This is a genomic window from Alcaligenes sp. Marseille-Q7550 (genome assembly GCF_965112015.1).
Window position 1 is genome coordinate 360,319 of sequence record NZ_CBCOPU010000002.1, and the last position, 16,087, is coordinate 376,405.

Sequence of the window (16,087 nt, forward strand, 5' to 3'; positions counted from 1 at the left end):
TTCGCATAGTCACACGACGCGCCGCTGCACAGGCAGGCCGGGCGCGCCTGCCGTCCGGCTCATGAGCACCGGGCATCGGGCAGCCCAGCGCTGAAAACAACAAGCCGGGTTCCGCCGGCCAGGGACAGGACTTGACCTTCCTATCATGGCAAGCCCCACTCTGTGCCATGTCGAATCGCAAGCATGGCCGGCAGCCACAAGCTCGCCAAGCGCCACCGACATCCACCGCTGCGCACTGAGAAAGGAGAAAATTCATGAACATCGGCGATGCGTCCAAGGCTTCCGGAATCTCTGCCAAGATGATCCGTTACTACGAGGAGATCGGCCTGATTCCCCCCGCCGGCCGGGCCGACTCAGGCTACCGTACCTACGGCCCGGCCGACATCCACCGGCTGCACTTCATTCGCCGCGCCCGCGACCTCGGATTCTCGGTGGCCGAGATCGGCAATCTGTTGAATCTGTGGAACGACCAGTCGCGCCAGAGCGCGGACGTCAAGCGCCTGGCCGAGCAGCACATCGCCGAGTTGAACCGGCGCATAGGAAACATGCGGCAGATGGCGCAATCGCTGAAGGCGCTGATCGACTCCTGCGCGGGCGACCACCGGTCCGACTGCCCGATTCTGAACGAATTGCAGCAGCCCGACCCTGGCCTCCAGGATCGGGAAGCACGTACCGGCGCCGTTGAGCGCCGCGCCCGCGGCCATATCGCCCTGGCTGAGGAAAAATGCCAATGCGCAGGCCAGCACTGAACGTCTGACGGACGGCGCGCCAGCCGGCGCCGTTCCGCCCCCGTCTTGCCGAACCGACGTGAAGGCGCCCCCACTGCCGGCCGCATCAGGGCGCGCGTCTGCTTTCCGGGGAATGGGCCTATCCGCGCGCCGCGGCGCGCTCAGTGCGCCACCAGCGGATTCCGCCCTCCAGCGCGACCAGCAGCACCGCAATCCAGATGGGAATGTAGGTCCACCACTGGTCGGGGCTCATAGGCTCGCCCAGCAGCAGGAAAGCCACCCAGAACAGCAATATCGGCTCCACATAGCCCAGGATGCCGAACAACGCCAGCGGAAGCTTGCGACTGGCCGACAGATAGCTGACCAGCGCCACGGAACTGATCAGCCCCAGCACCGGCACTTGCCAGAACAGGCGCGCATGCTGGATGAATTCTCCCCACATGCCGTCATTCTGCACGAACAGAAGCCAGCAGGCGGGCGGAAACAGGAAGCTCAGATCGAACCACAGGGAGGCGAGCGAACCCAGGCGCAGATAGCGGCGCAGCATGAAATACGGTGGGTAGCCGAGCACGACCACGGCCGTGGCCCACGATACGCTGCCCACGCGCCAGAGCTCGTGCAGCACGCCGACCGCCGCCAGGGCCACCGCCAGCCACTGCAGCCGCGTCAGGGTATCCTTGTAGAACAGGCGGCCCACCAGCACCATCATCAGCGGCAGCAGAAAATAGCCCAGCGACACGTCCAGCGCCATCTGGTGCAGCGGCGCCCAGACGAAGATCCACAGTTGCACGCCAACCAGGGCCGCGGCCAGGCCCAGCAGGGCGAAGTAGCGCCAGTTGCCCGGCCAATGCCGCAGCACCCAGCGCACTTCCCGCCAGCGGCGCGCCCGGGTGATGACCAGGGCCAGGGCCGGCAGACCCAGCACGATGCGCCAGGCGAATATCTGCTCGCCGCTGAGCGGCTGCAGCACCGTCGCATAAAAATACAGCAGCGCAAACAGCGACGAGGCGAAAACGGACAGCAATACGCCCTGCTTCATGGCTGCGCCCCTGTCGACGACATCTGGAGATGGAGCTGGCCCAGGCGGAACAGGCGATCGCGCTTGAGCAAGGTCGCGGTGTCCAGGGCCTGGGCCTCGGGCGTGACCATCAGCCCCGGCAAGCCTTCCAGGAGGCGCCGCATCAGCTCGGTCTGCCGTTCCATGCACAGGGACAGGAACTGGTCCGGCTCCCAGAGCGTCAAGCCCAGGCGGCGCAGTTCGGAGCGATTGAAATCCTTGATGTTGCGCGTCAGTATGCCCACCCCCTGGCCTGGATGACGCTGCCGGGCGGCGCGCGCCGTGGCGATCACGTGCCAGTCCTTGGCGTCCGAATGACGCAGTCCGTCTTTGAACGGCGCCGTATCGCCCAGGTCGGCCTGCGGGTAGGCCTGCTGCATCTGCTCCCACTGCTCCTCGATGGACACGGGCATGACCTTCCACAAGCGCGCCGCGTTGCGGCGCCACTCATCGCCGATGACCGGACTCCAGACCGGCTGGAACACGCCGGCGTCGGCCATGGCCAGCAACAGGCGGCGCAGCACGTTGGAAATCAGCACGCAGGTATCGAGCACCAGCACGGAAGGAAGAGCGGCGGCCATATCAGTAGCGTTGCAATTGCATGAGCACGGTGCGCGTGTGCAAGGGGCGGCCCAACAGGCTGTTGAGCCGCTCGCGCAGGCGGATGCGCAGTTCGGGTTCGCGCTGGGGATCGTCGAAATCAGGCATCTCGTCCTCGAAGCCGTAGCCGGTCTCGGTCAGCAGCACCCATTCGAAACGCCGCAAGGCGCCGGCGACCGGCGGCCGGGGCTGTTGCGCCAGATGAGCCAGGGCGGCCTCGTAGGCGTCGTACAACACCGGATGCGGATCCTCGCGCGGCAGCAGGCGGATCAGGAGCTCGTTCATGTACCAGGCCGACATCAGCGCCCTGCCCTTCAGGGGCCGGATGCCTGCGCAGTCGGCCCGGGTCAGGGTCTTGACCTCGTTCTGGCCCGTCCAGCTCAGCAACAGGGGCTGGAAGACCGACAGGGCGGGCCGCAGGACGGAATGCGGTCGCTTGGCCCCCTTGGCGACCAGCGGCACAAGACCGTGGTTGCGCGTGAAGGCCTGGCAGATCAGGGACGTTTCGCGCCAGGCGCTGGTGTGCAGTATGTAGCCGGGCTCGTCCTGAAAACGCTGCCGGCGACTATTCATACCCCAGTTCGCGCAAGGCCGCTTCACGATCGGACCAGCCCTTGCGCACCTTGATGTACACATCCAGGTAGACGGGCTTGTCGATCAGCTTGGCGATGTCCTGACGGGCTTCGGTGGCGATGCGCTTCATGTGCATGCCGCCGGCGCCCAGCAGGATGGGGCGATGACTCTCGCGCTCCACCACCACGCAGGCGGAAATGCGCGCGCCATGGTCGTTCTCTTCCCATTGTTCGATGACGACCGTGCAGCCGTAAGGCAGTTCGTCGCCCACCAGGCGGAAGATCTTCTCGCGCAGCAGCTCCGAAGTGATGAAGCGCACCGAACGGTCGGTGATGGTCTCGGCATCGAACATGGCTTCGCCTTCGGGCAGGCGCTGGGCGATCTCGTCCAGGAGCTGGTCCAGCTGCACGCGCTTGGCGGCGCTCACGGGGATGACCGCGCCGTACTCGAATTCCTGTGAAAGGCGGGCGATGAAGGGCAGCAGCTCGTTCTTGCTCTTCAAGGCGTCCACCTTGTTGACCACCAGGATGGTCTTGCCGCCCTTGGGCAGCATGGGCAGCAGCTCGGCGTCGGCGGCCGACCATTTGCCGGCCTCGACCACGTGCACGACCACGTCCACGTCGGCCAGCGCCTGGTTGACGACGCGGTTCATCATGCGGTTCATGGCCCCGCCATGCCGGGTCTGGAAGCCGGGCGTGTCCACGAAGACGATCTGATCGTGCTCGCGCGTCAGCACGCTGTTGATGCGGTGCCGGGTCGTCTGGGCCTTGCGCGAGACGATGGAGATCTTGCTGCCGATCAGGGCGTTTGCCAGGGTGGACTTGCCCACATTGGGGCGTCCGACGATGGCGACGAACCCGCAGCGAAAAGCTTGGTCTGTCATGAATTCTCCTGGGACACCGCCACAGGCAGAGTCAATTGGGACGGGCGGCGATGACGCGAAGCGCGCGTGGTCTTGGCCGGCAGCTGGGCCTGCAGCAAGGCGATGGCCTGGGTGGCGGCGGCCTGCTCGGCCGCCCGGCGGCTGCTGCCGCTGGCCTGGACGTGGATGTTCAGCTTGGCGATGGTGCATTCAATGTCGAACATCTGGTCGTGGGCCGCGCCATGAGTGGCCACCACGGTGTACACCGGCAGGTCCAGCTTGCGGCCCTGCAACAGTTCCTGCAGCAAGGTCTTGGGATCCTTGCCCAGGGTCTTGGGGTCCACATCCACCAGCATGGGTTCGTACAACCGGGTGATGACGGCTTCGGCCTGGGCGAAGCCGGCGTCCAGGAACACCGCGCCGAAGATGGCCTCCACGGCGTCGGCCAGGATGGACGGGCGGCGAAAGCCGCCGCTCTTGAGCTCCCCTTCCCCCAGGCGCAGGTACTCGGACAGGTCCAGCTCGTTGGCGATCTGCGCCAGCGCGGCCTGCTTGACCAGATTGGCGCGCAGACGGGACAGGTCGCCCTCGTCGATGCGCTCGAAGCGGCGGTACAGCAGGGCCGCCACGGTGAAGTTCAGGACCGGGTCGCCCAGGAACTCCAGGCGCTCGTTGTGGCGGGCGCTGTGACTGCGATGCGTCAGCGCCTGCTCCAGCAGCGCGATGTCCTTGAAAGAGTGGCCGATGGCGGCCTCAAGCAAAGATAAACGTTTCATTAGTGGAAGCGGCCGATGCGCCCCGGTTCGCGGAAATTCATCCAGATGAAGAAAGCGCGCCCGACCACGTTCTCGTCGGGCACGAAGCCCCAGTAACGGCTGTCCAGGCTGTTGTCGCGATTATCCCCCATCACGAAGTAATTGCCCTCCGGAACCACGCAGGACACGCCGTCGACGAAGTATTCGCAGGAATCGCGATGCGGAAAAGCCACGATGGGCATCAGGCCTTGCGGCAATGTCTTGTTGAGCAGGATGTTGTGCTGGGTCTTGCCCAGTTCCTCCAGGTAGCGGCCGATGTAGACCGTGCGGTCCGGCTCGTAGTAGTCGCCATTGCGCACCTGGGTCACGGGCTCGCCATTGATGGACAGCACCTTGTCGCGGTAGTCCACGCGATCGCCCGGCAGGCCCACCACCCGCTTGATGTAGTCCACATCGGTGTCCACGGGATAGCGGAACACGATGACGTCGCCGCGTTCGGGCTGGCCCATGGGGATCACCTTGGTGCCGGTGACCGGCAGGCGGATGCCGTACTCGAACTTGTTGACCAGGATCAGGTCGCCGCTCTTGAGCGTGGGCAGCATGGAGCCCGAGGGAATGCGGAAGGGCTCGAAAATGAAGGAGCGCAGCACGAACACGAACAGGATCACGGGAAAGAAGCTGACGCCGTACTCGATCCACCAGGGCATGCGGTTTTCACGGTCGTAGGCTTCCTGGCGCAGGCGCTGGTTGTCCTCCGGGTCCATGCCGGCCGCGACGGGCACGGCGTCCATGGCCGCCTGGGCGCGGGCCAGCCGGCGCGGGCGCAGGGAGAAACGGTCCAGAAACCAGATCACGCCGGTCACCACCAGCAGCACGAACAAAATCAGAGCGAAATCCCAGCTCATCGGTTTCCTTTAAAGAAGTTAATCCAGCCCTGCGCGCGGGGCCGGGCTTGCACCGGCCCGGTGCGCCAGGATCACTTGTCCTCGACCTGCAGGATGGCCAGGAAGGCTTCCTGCGGGATCTCGACGTTGCCCACCTGCTTCATGCGCTTCTTGCCGGCCTTCTGTTTTTCGAGCAGCTTCTTCTTGCGCGAGATGTCGCCGCCGTAGCACTTGGCCAGCACGTTCTTGCGCAGCGCCTTGACGTTCTCGCGAGCAATGACTTCGGCGCCGATGGCCGCCTGGATGGCGATATCGAACATCTGACGAGGGATCAGGGTGCGCATCTTGGCCACGACCTCGCGGCCGCGGTAGCGGGCGTTGCTGCGGTGCACGATCATGGACAAGGCATCGACGCGATCGCCGTTGATCAGGACATCGACCTTGACCACATCGGCGGAGCGGTATTCCTTGAACTCGTAATCCATGGAGGCGTAGCCGCGGGACACCGACTTGAGGCGATCGAAGAAATCAAGCACGATCTCGGCCAGCGGCATTTCGTAGGTCAGGTTAACTTGACGACCGTGATAGGTCATATTTAACTGCAAACCGCGCTTGGCTGTACACAGCGTCATGACCGGGCCCACGTATTCCTGGGGCATTAGCAGCGAAACCACCACAATGGGCTCGCGCACATCCTCGATATGGGCCACCTCCGGCATGCGGGACGGGCTCTCGATCATCAGCACTTCGCCGTCGCGCTTCTCGACCTCGTACACCACCGATGGCGCGGTGGTGATGATGTCCATGTCGAATTCGCGCTCCAGGCGCTCCTGCACGATCTCCATGTGCAGCAGCCCCAGGAAGCCGCAGCGAAAGCCAAAGCCCAGGGCCTGGGAGACCTCCGGCTCGAACATCAGCGAAGCGTCGTTCAGCTTGAGTTTTTCCAGGGAGTCGCGCAATTGGTCGTATTCGCTGCTTTCCACGGGATACAGGCCCGCGAACACCTGCGGCTGGACTTCCTTGAAACCGGGTAAGGCGGCCTGGGCCGGCTTGCCGGCCAGGGTGATGGTGTCGCCCACCTTGGCGTGCTCCAGCTCCTTGATGCCCGCGATGACGAAGCCCACTTCGCCGGCCGAGAGCTGCTGGCGATTTTCGGACTTGGGCGTGAATACGCCGATGTGCTCGACCAGGTGCGTGGCCCGCGTGGCCATCAGCAGCACCTTGTCCTTGGGACGCAGCACGCCGTTGACGATGCGCACCAGCATCACCACGCCCACGTAATTGTCGAACCAGGAATCGATGATGAGCGCCTGCAGGGGCTCGTCCGGGCTGCCCACGGGCGCGGGCACGCGCGCCACGATGGTCTCCAGGATGTCGTCGATGCCCATGCCGGTCTTGGCGCTGGCGGCGATGGCGTCGCTGGCGTCGATGCCGATCACATCCTCGACTTCCTGGCGGGCGGCGTCCGGATCGGCCTGGGGCAGGTCCATCTTGTTGAGCACGGGAATGACTTCCACGCCCTGCTCGATGGCGGTGTAGCAGTTGGCCACGGTCTGGGCTTCCACGCCCTGGGAGGCGTCGACCACCAGCAGCGCGCCTTCGCAGGCCGACAGCGAACGGCTGACCTCGTAGGAAAAGTCCACGTGGCCGGGGGTGTCGATCAGGTTGAGGTTGTAGATCTTGCCGTTCCGGGCCTTGTACTGCAGGGCCGCCGTCTGGGCCGTGATGGTGATGCCCCGCTCTTTCTCGATGTCCATCGAATCCAGAACCTGGGTCGACATTTCGCGGTCGGCCAGGCCTCCACAACGTTGGATCAGGCGATCAGCCAGGGTGGATTTGCCGTGATCGATGTGGGCAATGATGGAGAAATTACGGATGTGATCCATAGACCGTTAAGAATAAACAATAAGTTGTGGCTCGATGCCAGGAAAACGCCACGAAAAAGGGGCGTCCAGGGCGCCCCCTTCTGACTGACGGCTATTTTAGCCGTTTTGCAGGATTTATTTCGATGGCGTGATCAGAACCCATTGAGATTGGCCCGAACGCAATACCAGCAAGGCGGCCGCTTTGGATTTGTCCAATGAGGACACCAGCTTAGCGTATTGTTCGGGAGTTCCCACGTCTTTGTCGTTCACGCGCAGGAGCAGGTCGCCGGGCTGCAGCCCCGCCTCGCTGGCGGGAGCGCCGGCTTCGGTCACCTGCACGGCGCTGTCCAGACCCAGGCGCTTGAGATCGGCCTCGGGCACCGCGGTCACTTTCAGGCCGAAGGCGTCGGCGCTGGTGGCCGGGGCCTTCTCGGGCGCATTGTTCGGCGCCGAAGACGACGAGGGCACTTCTGTCACTTCGACCTTGACGGTTTGCAGCTTGCCTTTGCGCCAGATCTCCACGGTGGAGCTCTCGCCCGGCTTGGTGCCGCCCACGAAGCGTTGCAGATCAGTCACCTGATTGATCGTGCGCCCGTTGAACTTCAGGATCACATCGCCGGAGCGGATGCCGGCCTTGGCGGCCGGACCGCCCTCTTCCACGCTGCTGACCAGCGCGCCCTTGCTGTCGGACAGGCCCAGCGCCTTGGCCACGTCATCGGCCACCGGCGTGATCTGCACGCCGATGCGCCCGCGCGTCACTTTGCCATGCGCCTTGAGCTGCTCGACGACCTGCATGGCTTCGTCGATCGGAATGGCCAGGGAGATGCCCATGAAGCCGCCGCTGCGCGAGATGATCTGGGAGTTGACCCCCACGACTTCGCCGTTCAGGTTGATCAGCGGACCGCCCGAGTTGCCGGGATTCACCGCCACGTCCGTCTGGATGAAAGGCAGGTAGTCGCCCGTGTCGCGATTGATGGCGCTCACGATGCCGGAAGTCACGGTGGACTCCAGGCCGAAGGGCGAGCCGATGGCCAGCACCCACTGCCCTTTCTTGAGCTTGGCGGAATCGCCTATGGTCATCGGCTTGAGATCCTTGGCCTCGATCTTGATCAAGGCCACGTCGGTGCGCTCGTCGGTGCCGATGATCTTGGCCGGATACTCCTTGCCGTTGCTGAGCGTGACGAAGATGCCGTTGGAGTCGGCGACCACATGGTTGTTGGTCAGGATGTAGCCGTCATTGGAAATGATGAAGCCCGAGCCCACGCCGCGCGGCACGGTACGCTCCTGGGGCTGCGGCTGGTTGCCGCCGCGCGGGCGTTGCGGCGCCATGCCCGGCGGCACGAAGTCCGGGCCGAAGAACCAGCGGAACATGTCGTAGGGATCCGAACCCGGGCCCATGGCCGGCGAACGCACCTGCACGGCCTCGGTGGTGCGGATGTTCACCACCCCATCCTCGGTCTTGGCCACGACATCGGTGAAGTCGGGCAGCCCGGCCACGCTGGCCTGGGCGACCGGCGCGCTCTGCGCCTGGGCATGGACGGCCGTCAAAGGCGCGGCTGCAGCCAGCAGCGCCGTGGCAGTCAGGGCCGACAGGACATTGAAACGCATTTTATGACTCGATTTTTCCATTGAAAAACTCCTGGTGGACGATAGTCAATGTGTCCGGGATGGGGAAACGAACTGCGTACTTTCGGCCAGCGAGCGCAAGGTCTGCATGGGGACTTCGCCCGTGGTCGTCACGACATGATCATTGATGCGGGCGCGGAACATGTTCATGGAGCCGCGATGATAGGCGCCCAGGCTGTTCTCCTCGGCTTCGGGCGTGCCGATGCGTTCCAGGAACACGGAAATGGCCGCCAGGCCGTCGGCCATGACCAGATGCGTGACCTGCCGGCCGGCGCGCATGGGCCGGAGCATTTCCGAGCGCATCGTGAATCCGGGCGGCATGGCGAACTGCCAGCCCTGCTGGCTGGAGTCGAGCTTGCGCACCTCGGGCTCGACGACTTCCCATTGGCTGGGATTCCAACTGGTGCGCAAGTCCTGCAGCGCGACCTGGTCGCCGAAAGCCACCGAGACAAAGGCGATCTGGTCCACGATGGCCTGGCGGGCGTCCAGCGTCTGCATCTTGAGCAGCAGGCGGTGATCGGTATCGGCGCACAGGCGATAACCGTAGCGCTGGTCGTCCTTGGGCACCAGCTCGACCACGTCGCAGGGGCGGCCGGCCACGCGTTCGGCTTCGGGCAGGCGGCGCATGTCGTAATGCTGGGGCAACTGGCTGACATCGCCCACCAGAAAGCTGGGGAAGCGTTCATTCTGGCGGCGCTCGATGACCACCATCTTTTTTTCTGGCATCAGGCACTGGGTGACGTCGTTCTGGCGCAGGTATTCGCGCGGCAGTCCGTCCAGTATCTCCAGCCGTTCGCGCTCGCCGGTGCCGTCGACTACGTGCACCAGCTTCATGGACTGGCTGGATTCGCTCTGGGTATAGATGATGACTCCGGAATAGTCCAGGTCGCGGGCGGCTTTGTGCACCTGCTGCAGCCAGGGCAGGTCCAGAGGCTGGACGGGACGCTGCTCCTGGGCCAGCGCCGGGGCCGCCAGCAAGGCTAGCAGCGAGGCGGCAAGGCCCTTGCGCATGCGGGCCGCCGTCGTACGCGACGGCAAGGGTACAAGCGTCATTGGCCCAGCGCTCCGCTTTCAAAGGACACATGGCGCACCGGACCGGCTCCGACGAAGTCGCGGTGCAGGTCGGCATAGTCGTTCCCGAGCTGTTCATCCTGGGCGCTGGCGACCAGGGAGCCGCCTTGCGGAGCGTCGGTCACGCCCAGGTAAGGCAGGCCCATCCAGACCGCCGCCGCCACCGCGGCCAGCGCCGCCAGGCCGGGCACGGCATAGCGCTGCGCCAACGATTTCTTGAGCGCATGCGGAGCAAGAATGGTGGGTTCTTCATCGATCGCCTTGGACAGGCGCGCATAGAAGCGGTCCGACGTTCGGATGGCCAGCGCCTCGGTGCGCATGACATCGCCGATCAGGTGATACGTATCCCAGACCTGGCGCCCGTAGGGCGAATCCAGTTCTTCGGGGCGCATCTCGGCCTCGCCGTCCACCCAGGAGGATACGGACGCTTCCCAGGCGTTCAGCTGTTCTTCATCGGAATGGGATTTCAGGGCTTGCATCATCAATCCTTACCACCGTCGTTCACTATCTTCACCATCAAGTATGGGACGCAATTGCGCGGCAATGGCGTCGCGGGCCCGGAAGATGCGCGAGCGCACCGTTCCTATCGGGCAATCCATGGTCTGAGCGATGTCTTCGTAGCTCATGCCTTCGATTTCACGCAGCACGATGGCAGTCCGCAATTCTTCGGGCAGGGCCTGGATCGCACTATTTACGGTTTCGGCAATCTGGCGGCTGACCATCACGGACTCAGGCGTGCTTATGTCAGTTAGGTTGTCGATTTGATCAAAAGTTTCACCTTCTTCATTTTCGATTGCCTGCAGCGCGCTGGGCCGGCGTCCGGCCGACGCCTGCCAGTTGCGCGCGGTGTTGATTGCAATGCGGTACAGCCAGGTATAAAAGGCGCTTTCGCCCCGGAACTGGGGGAGCGCCCGATAGGCTTTGATGAAGGTTTCCTGCGCCACGTCCTCGATCTCGGACGGGTCGCGTATCATGCGGCTGAGCAGACGCATGATCTTGCGCTGGTATTTCAGCACCAGCAAGTCAAAGGCGCGCTTGTCCCCACGCTGAACACGTGCAATCAGTTCGGCATCGGTATCGCGTTCACTCATTGAGTATCCTTATTCTGAACACGGACCTGCTGTGGCAGTCTGTTTGCACACAGACGCAAGGCCCGCCAGGCCTGCGGGGGCTGGCCGAAGCGCCACACCGTGACCTGGCTGCGCAGCGCGTCCGGGCCGCCGGCGGCCAGCTGGAGCGTCAACCACCATGGCGAGCGCCAGACCTGCCTGAGCTGCACGGGCTCGAACCCGGCTCCGTTGCGCTGCAACCAGTATAGCCCCGCCCTATGGCTTAGGATAGCGGAATCCCCCAGCGCGCGCCGGGCGCCAAGACCGAGAAATATCGCCAGCAGCACGCCCAACGCCAGGCAGATCGGCCAGGGCTGCCGCCAGGAATGCAGCACCCAGGCGGCGCCGGCCGCGGCAAGCACAGAAGCAGCGACGCCCAGCCTGCGGACCGGAGCGGGAGCGCCGGTTCGCCAGGACTGGGCGTGACGAGCGGAGTGGGCCGTATTAGCGAAGACGGCTGACCACCATGGAGCCGTTGGTGCCGCCAAAGCCGAAGGAATTGGACAGCGCCACGTCGATCTTCATTTCGCGCGCCTGGTTGGCGCAGTAGTCCAGATCGCAGGCCGGATCCTGGTTGAAGATGTTGATGGTGGGCGGCGAGACCTGATGGTACACCGCCAGCGTGGTGAATACGGCCTCGATGCCGCCGGCCGCGCCCAGCAGGTGGCCGGTCATGGACTTGGTCGAATTGATGACCAGCTTGCGGGCATGGTCGCCGAACGCCAGCTTCAGGGCCTCGGATTCATTGACGTCGCCCAGCGGCGTGGACGTGCCGTGCGCGTTCACGTAGTCGACCTGGTCGGGATTGATGCCGCCGTTGCGCAGCGCATTGAGCACGCCGCGGCGCGGACCGTCGCGGTCGGGCGAGGTGATGTGATGCGCATCCGAGCTCATGCCGTAGCCCGAGAACTCGCCATAGATGCGAGCGCCGCGCTTCTTGGCATGCTCGTATTCTTCCAGCACCAGCACGCCGGCGCCCTCGCCCAGCACGAAGCCGTCGCGGTCCACGTCCCAGGGACGCGAGGCGGTCTGGGGATCGTCGTTGCGGGTGGACAGCGCACGCATCGCCGCAAAGCCGCCGATGCCCAGCGGCGAGACGGTGGATTCGGCGCCGCCGGCGATCATGATGTCGGCATCGCCGTATTCGATCAGGCGGGCGGCGTCGCCGATGGAATGCAGGCCCGTCGTGCAAGCCGAGACCACGGCGTAGCTGGGGCCCTTCAGGCCCAGGTTGATGGACAGATGGCCCGAGATCAGGTTGACCAGGGAACCGGGAACGAAGAACGGGGAAATGCGGCGCGGGCCCCGTTCAAGATAATCTTTCTGGGTCTCTTCGATGCGGGGCAAGCCGCCGATGCCGGACCCGACGATGACGCCCACGCGCTCGGCGTTGGCTTCGGTGATTTCCAGGCCGGAATCCTTCCAGGCCTGCATGCCGGCCGCCACGCCATAATGGATGAAGGTATCCATCTGCTTGGCTTCTTTGGCCGAGATGTACTGCGTGATATCGAAATCCTTGACCTCACCCGCAATCTGGGCACTCAGGGCCGACGGATCGAAACGGGTGATACGCCCGATGCCCGAACGTCCATTGACGATGTTATCCCACGCGGTGGGGATATCGTTGCCGACCGGGGAAACAATGCCCAGACCGGTAATCACGACACGTCGCTTCACGGATGACTCCTAAACACAAAAAAAGCGGTTCGAGGGGAATGACTGCGTCTTGCCAGCCAAAGCTGCAGGGCGCGAGCCATTCTCTGGAAACCGCCTTGGAGCGGGGGCATGCAGGAACGCAGGCCCACACCCTGGATTGAACTTACTGCTTGCTGTGAGAATTGATGTAGTCCACAGCTTGCTGGACCGTCGTGATCTTCTCAGCTTCTTCGTCTGGGATTTCGGTTTCGAATTCGTCTTCGAGCGCCATCACGAGCTCGACCATGTCGAGCGAGTCGGCACCGAGGTCGTCGAGAAAAGAAGATTCGTTTTTGATCTCGGCTTCGTTGACGCCAAGTTGTTCAGCGACGATCTTCTTGACGCGCTGTTCGATGCTTTCCATGCAGATTCTCCAAGTTGGGGAAAAATTCCCGCGAATTATAGCCAATCCAAACTGCTAAAAGATGTAGGCTATGACAAAAAACGGCGTTCTTGTATGAGGCCCAGCGTTACCCGTGCAACGCCGGCTCAAGCAATAGGCCCCAAATAATCCCGCAATTTTACCTCAGCCGGGCGCGATGCCAAGCCCTTACATGTGCATGCCGCCATTCACATGAATGGTGCTGCCAGTAATGTATTGCGCCTGCGGGCCGGCCAGAAAGGCCACCGCGTTGGCGATATCTTCGGCCGAACCCAGGCGGCCCAAGGGAATTTGAGACAGGATGGCGGCCGACTGTTCAGGCGTCAATGAACGCGTCATGTCGGTGTCGATGAAGCCGGGCGCCACGCAGTTGACCGTGATGTTGCGGCTGCCCAGCTCGCGCGCCAGCGCGCGGCTCATGCCGGCCACGCCGGCCTTGGCGGCGGCGTAGTTGGCCTGGCCCGGATTGCCGCTCTCGCCCACCACGGAAGTGATGCTGATGATGCGGCCCCAGCGGGCCTTCATCATGGGGCGCACCACGGCGCGGGCCAGGCGGAACACGGCGCTCAGGTTGGTCTGGATGACCGCGTCCCAGTCCTCGTCCTTCATGCGCATGGCCAGGTTGTCGCGGGTGATGCCGGCATTGTTGACCAGGATGTGCGGGCCGCCGTCGTCCTTGCTCAGCTCCTGGATCAGGGCCTCGCAAGCCTGGGCGTCGTCCACGTTCACCACCACGCCGCGGCTGCCGTTCTGGTCCAGCGCGGCGCTGATGGCCTGTGCGCCGGATTCGGAGGTGGCCGTGCCGATGACCTTGGCGCCGCGCGCCATCAATTCTTTTGCAATGGCCTGGCCGATGCCGCGCGATGCGCCGGTGACCAGGGCGGTCTTGCCGCTGAGATTGAAATCTTGCATTTACGCTACCTTCAGGGATTCCAGGGTCGCCTGCAGCGAGGCGGGATCGGTGATGGACAGGGCGACCAGGTCGCGGTCGATGCGCTTGACCAGGCCGCTGAGCACCTTGCCGGGGCCGCATTCGACCACGTGCGTGACGCCCTGGGCCTTCATGGCCTGAATGGTCTCGACCCAGCGCACCGGATGCCAGGCCTGGCGCACCAGCGCGTCCTTGATCCCGGCCGGATCGGCCGGCGATTGCACGTCCACGTTGTTGATGACGGGCACGGACGGCGCCTGCAGGTCGATGCCGGCCAAGGCCTGTTGCAGCACGGCGGCGGCCGGCTCCAGCAGACTGGAGTGGAACGGCGCGGACACGGGCAGGACCAGCGCGCGCTTGGCGCCGGCTTCCTTGGCCAGCGTGCAGGCGCGCTCCACGGCCTCGACGTGGCCGGCGATCACGACCTGGGCGGGCGCATTGTAGTTGACGGCTTCGACCACCTGGCCCTGGGCGGCGCGGGCGCAGACCTCGCGCACCTGCTCGTCGTCCAGTCCCAGCACCGCGGCCATGGTCCCCAGCCCCACAGGCACGGCGGCCTGCATGGCGTCCGCGCGCACCCGCACCAGCGGCACGGCCTGCTCCAGCGTCAGCGCGCCGGCGGCGGTCAGCGCGGAATACTCGCCCAGGCTGTGCCCGGCCATCAGATCGGGAGCCTGACCGCCCGCCTCGATCCAGGCGCGGTACATGGCGACGGCGCTGGCCAGCATGACGGGCTGCGTGTTGGTGGTCAGGTTCAGGTCTTCGGCCGGTCCTTGCGCCATCAGCGCAGCCAGGTCCTGACCCAGTGCGGCGCTGGCCTGCTCGATGACCTGACGCACGACGCTCGATTCAGCCCAGGCATCCAGCATGCCGACGGACTGCGAACCTTGCCCGGGAAAGACAAACGCAATTTTCATGGTAGAGAGACTCGAAGGAAGTGGACGGACGCGCGGCGCGGCAGGCTTAGCAGCGAACCAGCACCGAGCCCCAGGTGAAGCCGCCGCCCACGCCTTGCAGCAAGGCCAGGTCGCCCGCGCGGATGCGGCCATCGCGACGCGCCGCGTTCAGCGCAAGAGGCACGCTGGCGGCGGAGGTGTTGGCATGCTGGTCCACCGTGACGATGACTTTCTCGGACGGGATGCCCAGCTTGCGGCCCAGGAAATTGATGATGCGGATATTGGCCTGGTGGGGTACCAGCCAATTGATGTCGGAGAGCTGCACGCCGGCCTGTTCGCAGACCTGGTGCGCAGAGGCCGCCAGCGATGTGACGGCCAGCTTGAAGACGGCCTGGCCGTCCATGCGCAGGAAGGGATCGCCCACAACCTGGCCATGGGACACATTGCCCGCGGCGCACAGGATGCCCATCTGGCTGCCGTCGGCATTGAGCTGCGCGGCCAGTATGCCGGGCTCCTCGCTGGCCTTGAGCACCACGGCGCCGGCGCCGTCGCCGAACAGCACGCAGGTGCGGCGGTCGTTCCAGTCCAGGATGCCCGAGAAGACCTCGGCGCCGATGACCAGGGCGTGGCGCGCGCGACCGGCGCGGATCATGGCCTCGGCCGTGGTCAGGGCGTACACGAAACCGCTGCAGACCGCCTGCACGTCGTAGGCGGCGGCGCCCTTGTTGCCCAATTCGGCCTGCACCAGGCAGGCGGTGCTGGGAAAGACGTAGTCGGGCGTGGAGGTGGCCACGACGATCAGGTCCAGGTCCTGGGCCTGGACGCCTGCGTCCTCCAGGGCCTGGCGCGCGGCGTGCGTGGCCAACTGGCTGGTGCGCACGCCGGGGTCGGCCAGATGACGCTGCCGTATGCCGGTGCGCTCGACAATCCACTCGTCGGAGGTCTCGATGCCCTTTTGCGCCAGTTCGGCGGCCAGGTCATCGTTTGACACGACCCGAGGTGGCAGATAGCCGCCCGTACCGATAATTTTGGCAAATATCGTCATAGTTTTCT

Annotated in this window: 17 protein-coding genes; 1 reads left to right on the plus strand and 16 read right to left on the minus strand. The window is 64.6% G+C overall.

All coding sequences use genetic code 11. From position 1 onward, the window contains the following. Window positions 1–254: 254 nt before the first annotated feature. Window positions 255–749: a Cu(I)-responsive transcriptional regulator gene (gene cueR / locus ACWPWO_RS11000; protein WP_454006642.1), complete on the plus strand. Its 495-nt coding sequence runs from the start codon at window positions 255–257 to the stop codon at window positions 747–749. A 118-nt stretch (window positions 750–867) separates the two neighbouring features. On the opposite strand, the gene rarD is transcribed toward cueR, so the two are convergent. The 16 genes from rarD to ACWPWO_RS11080 form a co-directional block, all read right to left on the minus strand. Next, window positions 868–1,767, minus strand: a complete 900-nt coding sequence (gene rarD / locus ACWPWO_RS11005; protein WP_454006643.1) for an EamA family transporter RarD — start codon at window positions 1,765–1,767, stop codon at window positions 868–870. After that, on the minus strand, window positions 1,764–2,366 hold the full coding sequence (locus tag ACWPWO_RS11010; RefSeq protein WP_454006644.1) for a PIN domain-containing protein: 603 nt from the start codon (window positions 2,364–2,366) through the stop codon (window positions 1,764–1,766). The genes rarD and ACWPWO_RS11010 overlap by 4 nt, the downstream gene beginning before the upstream one ends. A gap of 1 nt (window position 2,367) precedes the next feature. Further along, complete coding sequence (recO, locus tag ACWPWO_RS11015; RefSeq protein ID WP_454006645.1) at window positions 2,368–2,958, minus strand: DNA repair protein RecO; 591 nt, start codon at window positions 2,956–2,958, stop codon at window positions 2,368–2,370. Continuing rightward, window positions 2,951–3,841 carry a GTPase Era gene (era, locus tag ACWPWO_RS11020; protein ID WP_394060834.1) on the minus strand — a complete coding sequence of 297 codons (891 nt, stop codon included), beginning with the start codon at window positions 3,839–3,841 and terminating at the stop codon, window positions 2,951–2,953. Before era ends, recO begins: the two co-directional genes overlap by 8 nt. Next, window positions 3,838–4,596: a ribonuclease III gene (gene rnc, locus ACWPWO_RS11025; protein WP_454006646.1), complete on the minus strand. Its 759-nt coding sequence runs from the start codon at window positions 4,594–4,596 to the stop codon at window positions 3,838–3,840. The genes era and rnc overlap by 4 nt, the downstream gene beginning before the upstream one ends. Then, entirely contained in the window at window positions 4,596–5,480 is an 885-nt protein-coding gene (gene lepB, locus ACWPWO_RS11030) for a signal peptidase I (protein WP_454006647.1), read from the minus strand. The genes rnc and lepB overlap by 1 nt, the downstream gene beginning before the upstream one ends. Before the next feature lie 71 nt (window positions 5,481–5,551). Beyond that, window positions 5,552–7,345, minus strand: coding sequence for a translation elongation factor 4 (gene lepA / locus ACWPWO_RS11035; protein WP_454006648.1), 1,794 nt, complete (start codon window positions 7,343–7,345; stop codon window positions 5,552–5,554). A 114-nt stretch (window positions 7,346–7,459) separates the two neighbouring features. Next, window positions 7,460–8,932, minus strand: coding sequence for a DegQ family serine endoprotease (locus ACWPWO_RS11040; RefSeq protein WP_454006649.1), 1,473 nt, complete (start codon window positions 8,930–8,932; stop codon window positions 7,460–7,462). A 45-nt stretch (window positions 8,933–8,977) separates the two neighbouring features. Next, window positions 8,978–10,003, minus strand: a complete 1,026-nt coding sequence (locus tag ACWPWO_RS11045) for a MucB/RseB C-terminal domain-containing protein (protein WP_454006650.1) — start codon at window positions 10,001–10,003, stop codon at window positions 8,978–8,980. Next, window positions 10,000–10,503 (minus strand): sigma-E factor negative regulatory protein, encoded by a 504-nt coding sequence (locus ACWPWO_RS11050; protein ID WP_454006651.1) that lies wholly within the window; start codon window positions 10,501–10,503, stop codon window positions 10,000–10,002. Before ACWPWO_RS11050 ends, ACWPWO_RS11045 begins: the two co-directional genes overlap by 4 nt. 6 nt (window positions 10,504–10,509) lie before the next feature. Continuing rightward, the gene (rpoE, locus tag ACWPWO_RS11055) at window positions 10,510–11,112 is read right to left on the minus strand and encodes an RNA polymerase sigma factor RpoE (RefSeq protein WP_394060848.1); all 603 of its coding nucleotides are present in this window, start codon (window positions 11,110–11,112) and stop codon (window positions 10,510–10,512) included. Window positions 11,113–11,574: 462 nt separating this feature from the next. After that, window positions 11,575–12,807 carry a beta-ketoacyl-ACP synthase II gene (gene fabF / locus ACWPWO_RS11060; protein WP_394060852.1) on the minus strand — a complete coding sequence of 411 codons (1,233 nt, stop codon included), beginning with the start codon at window positions 12,805–12,807 and terminating at the stop codon, window positions 11,575–11,577. 142 nt (window positions 12,808–12,949) lie between these two features. Continuing rightward, window positions 12,950–13,189: an acyl carrier protein gene (gene acpP / locus ACWPWO_RS11065; protein ID WP_003800961.1), complete on the minus strand. Its 240-nt coding sequence runs from the start codon at window positions 13,187–13,189 to the stop codon at window positions 12,950–12,952. Window positions 13,190–13,375: 186 nt separating this feature from the next. Then, window positions 13,376–14,119 (minus strand): 3-oxoacyl-ACP reductase FabG, encoded by a 744-nt coding sequence (gene fabG, locus ACWPWO_RS11070; protein WP_454006652.1) that lies wholly within the window; start codon window positions 14,117–14,119, stop codon window positions 13,376–13,378. Continuing rightward, complete coding sequence (fabD, locus tag ACWPWO_RS11075) at window positions 14,120–15,055, minus strand: ACP S-malonyltransferase (protein ID WP_454006653.1); 936 nt, start codon at window positions 15,053–15,055, stop codon at window positions 14,120–14,122. Between the two features lie 46 nt (window positions 15,056–15,101). After that, window positions 15,102–16,079 (minus strand): beta-ketoacyl-ACP synthase III, encoded by a 978-nt coding sequence (locus ACWPWO_RS11080; protein WP_454006654.1) that lies wholly within the window; start codon window positions 16,077–16,079, stop codon window positions 15,102–15,104. Window positions 16,080–16,087: the final 8 nt, after the last annotated feature.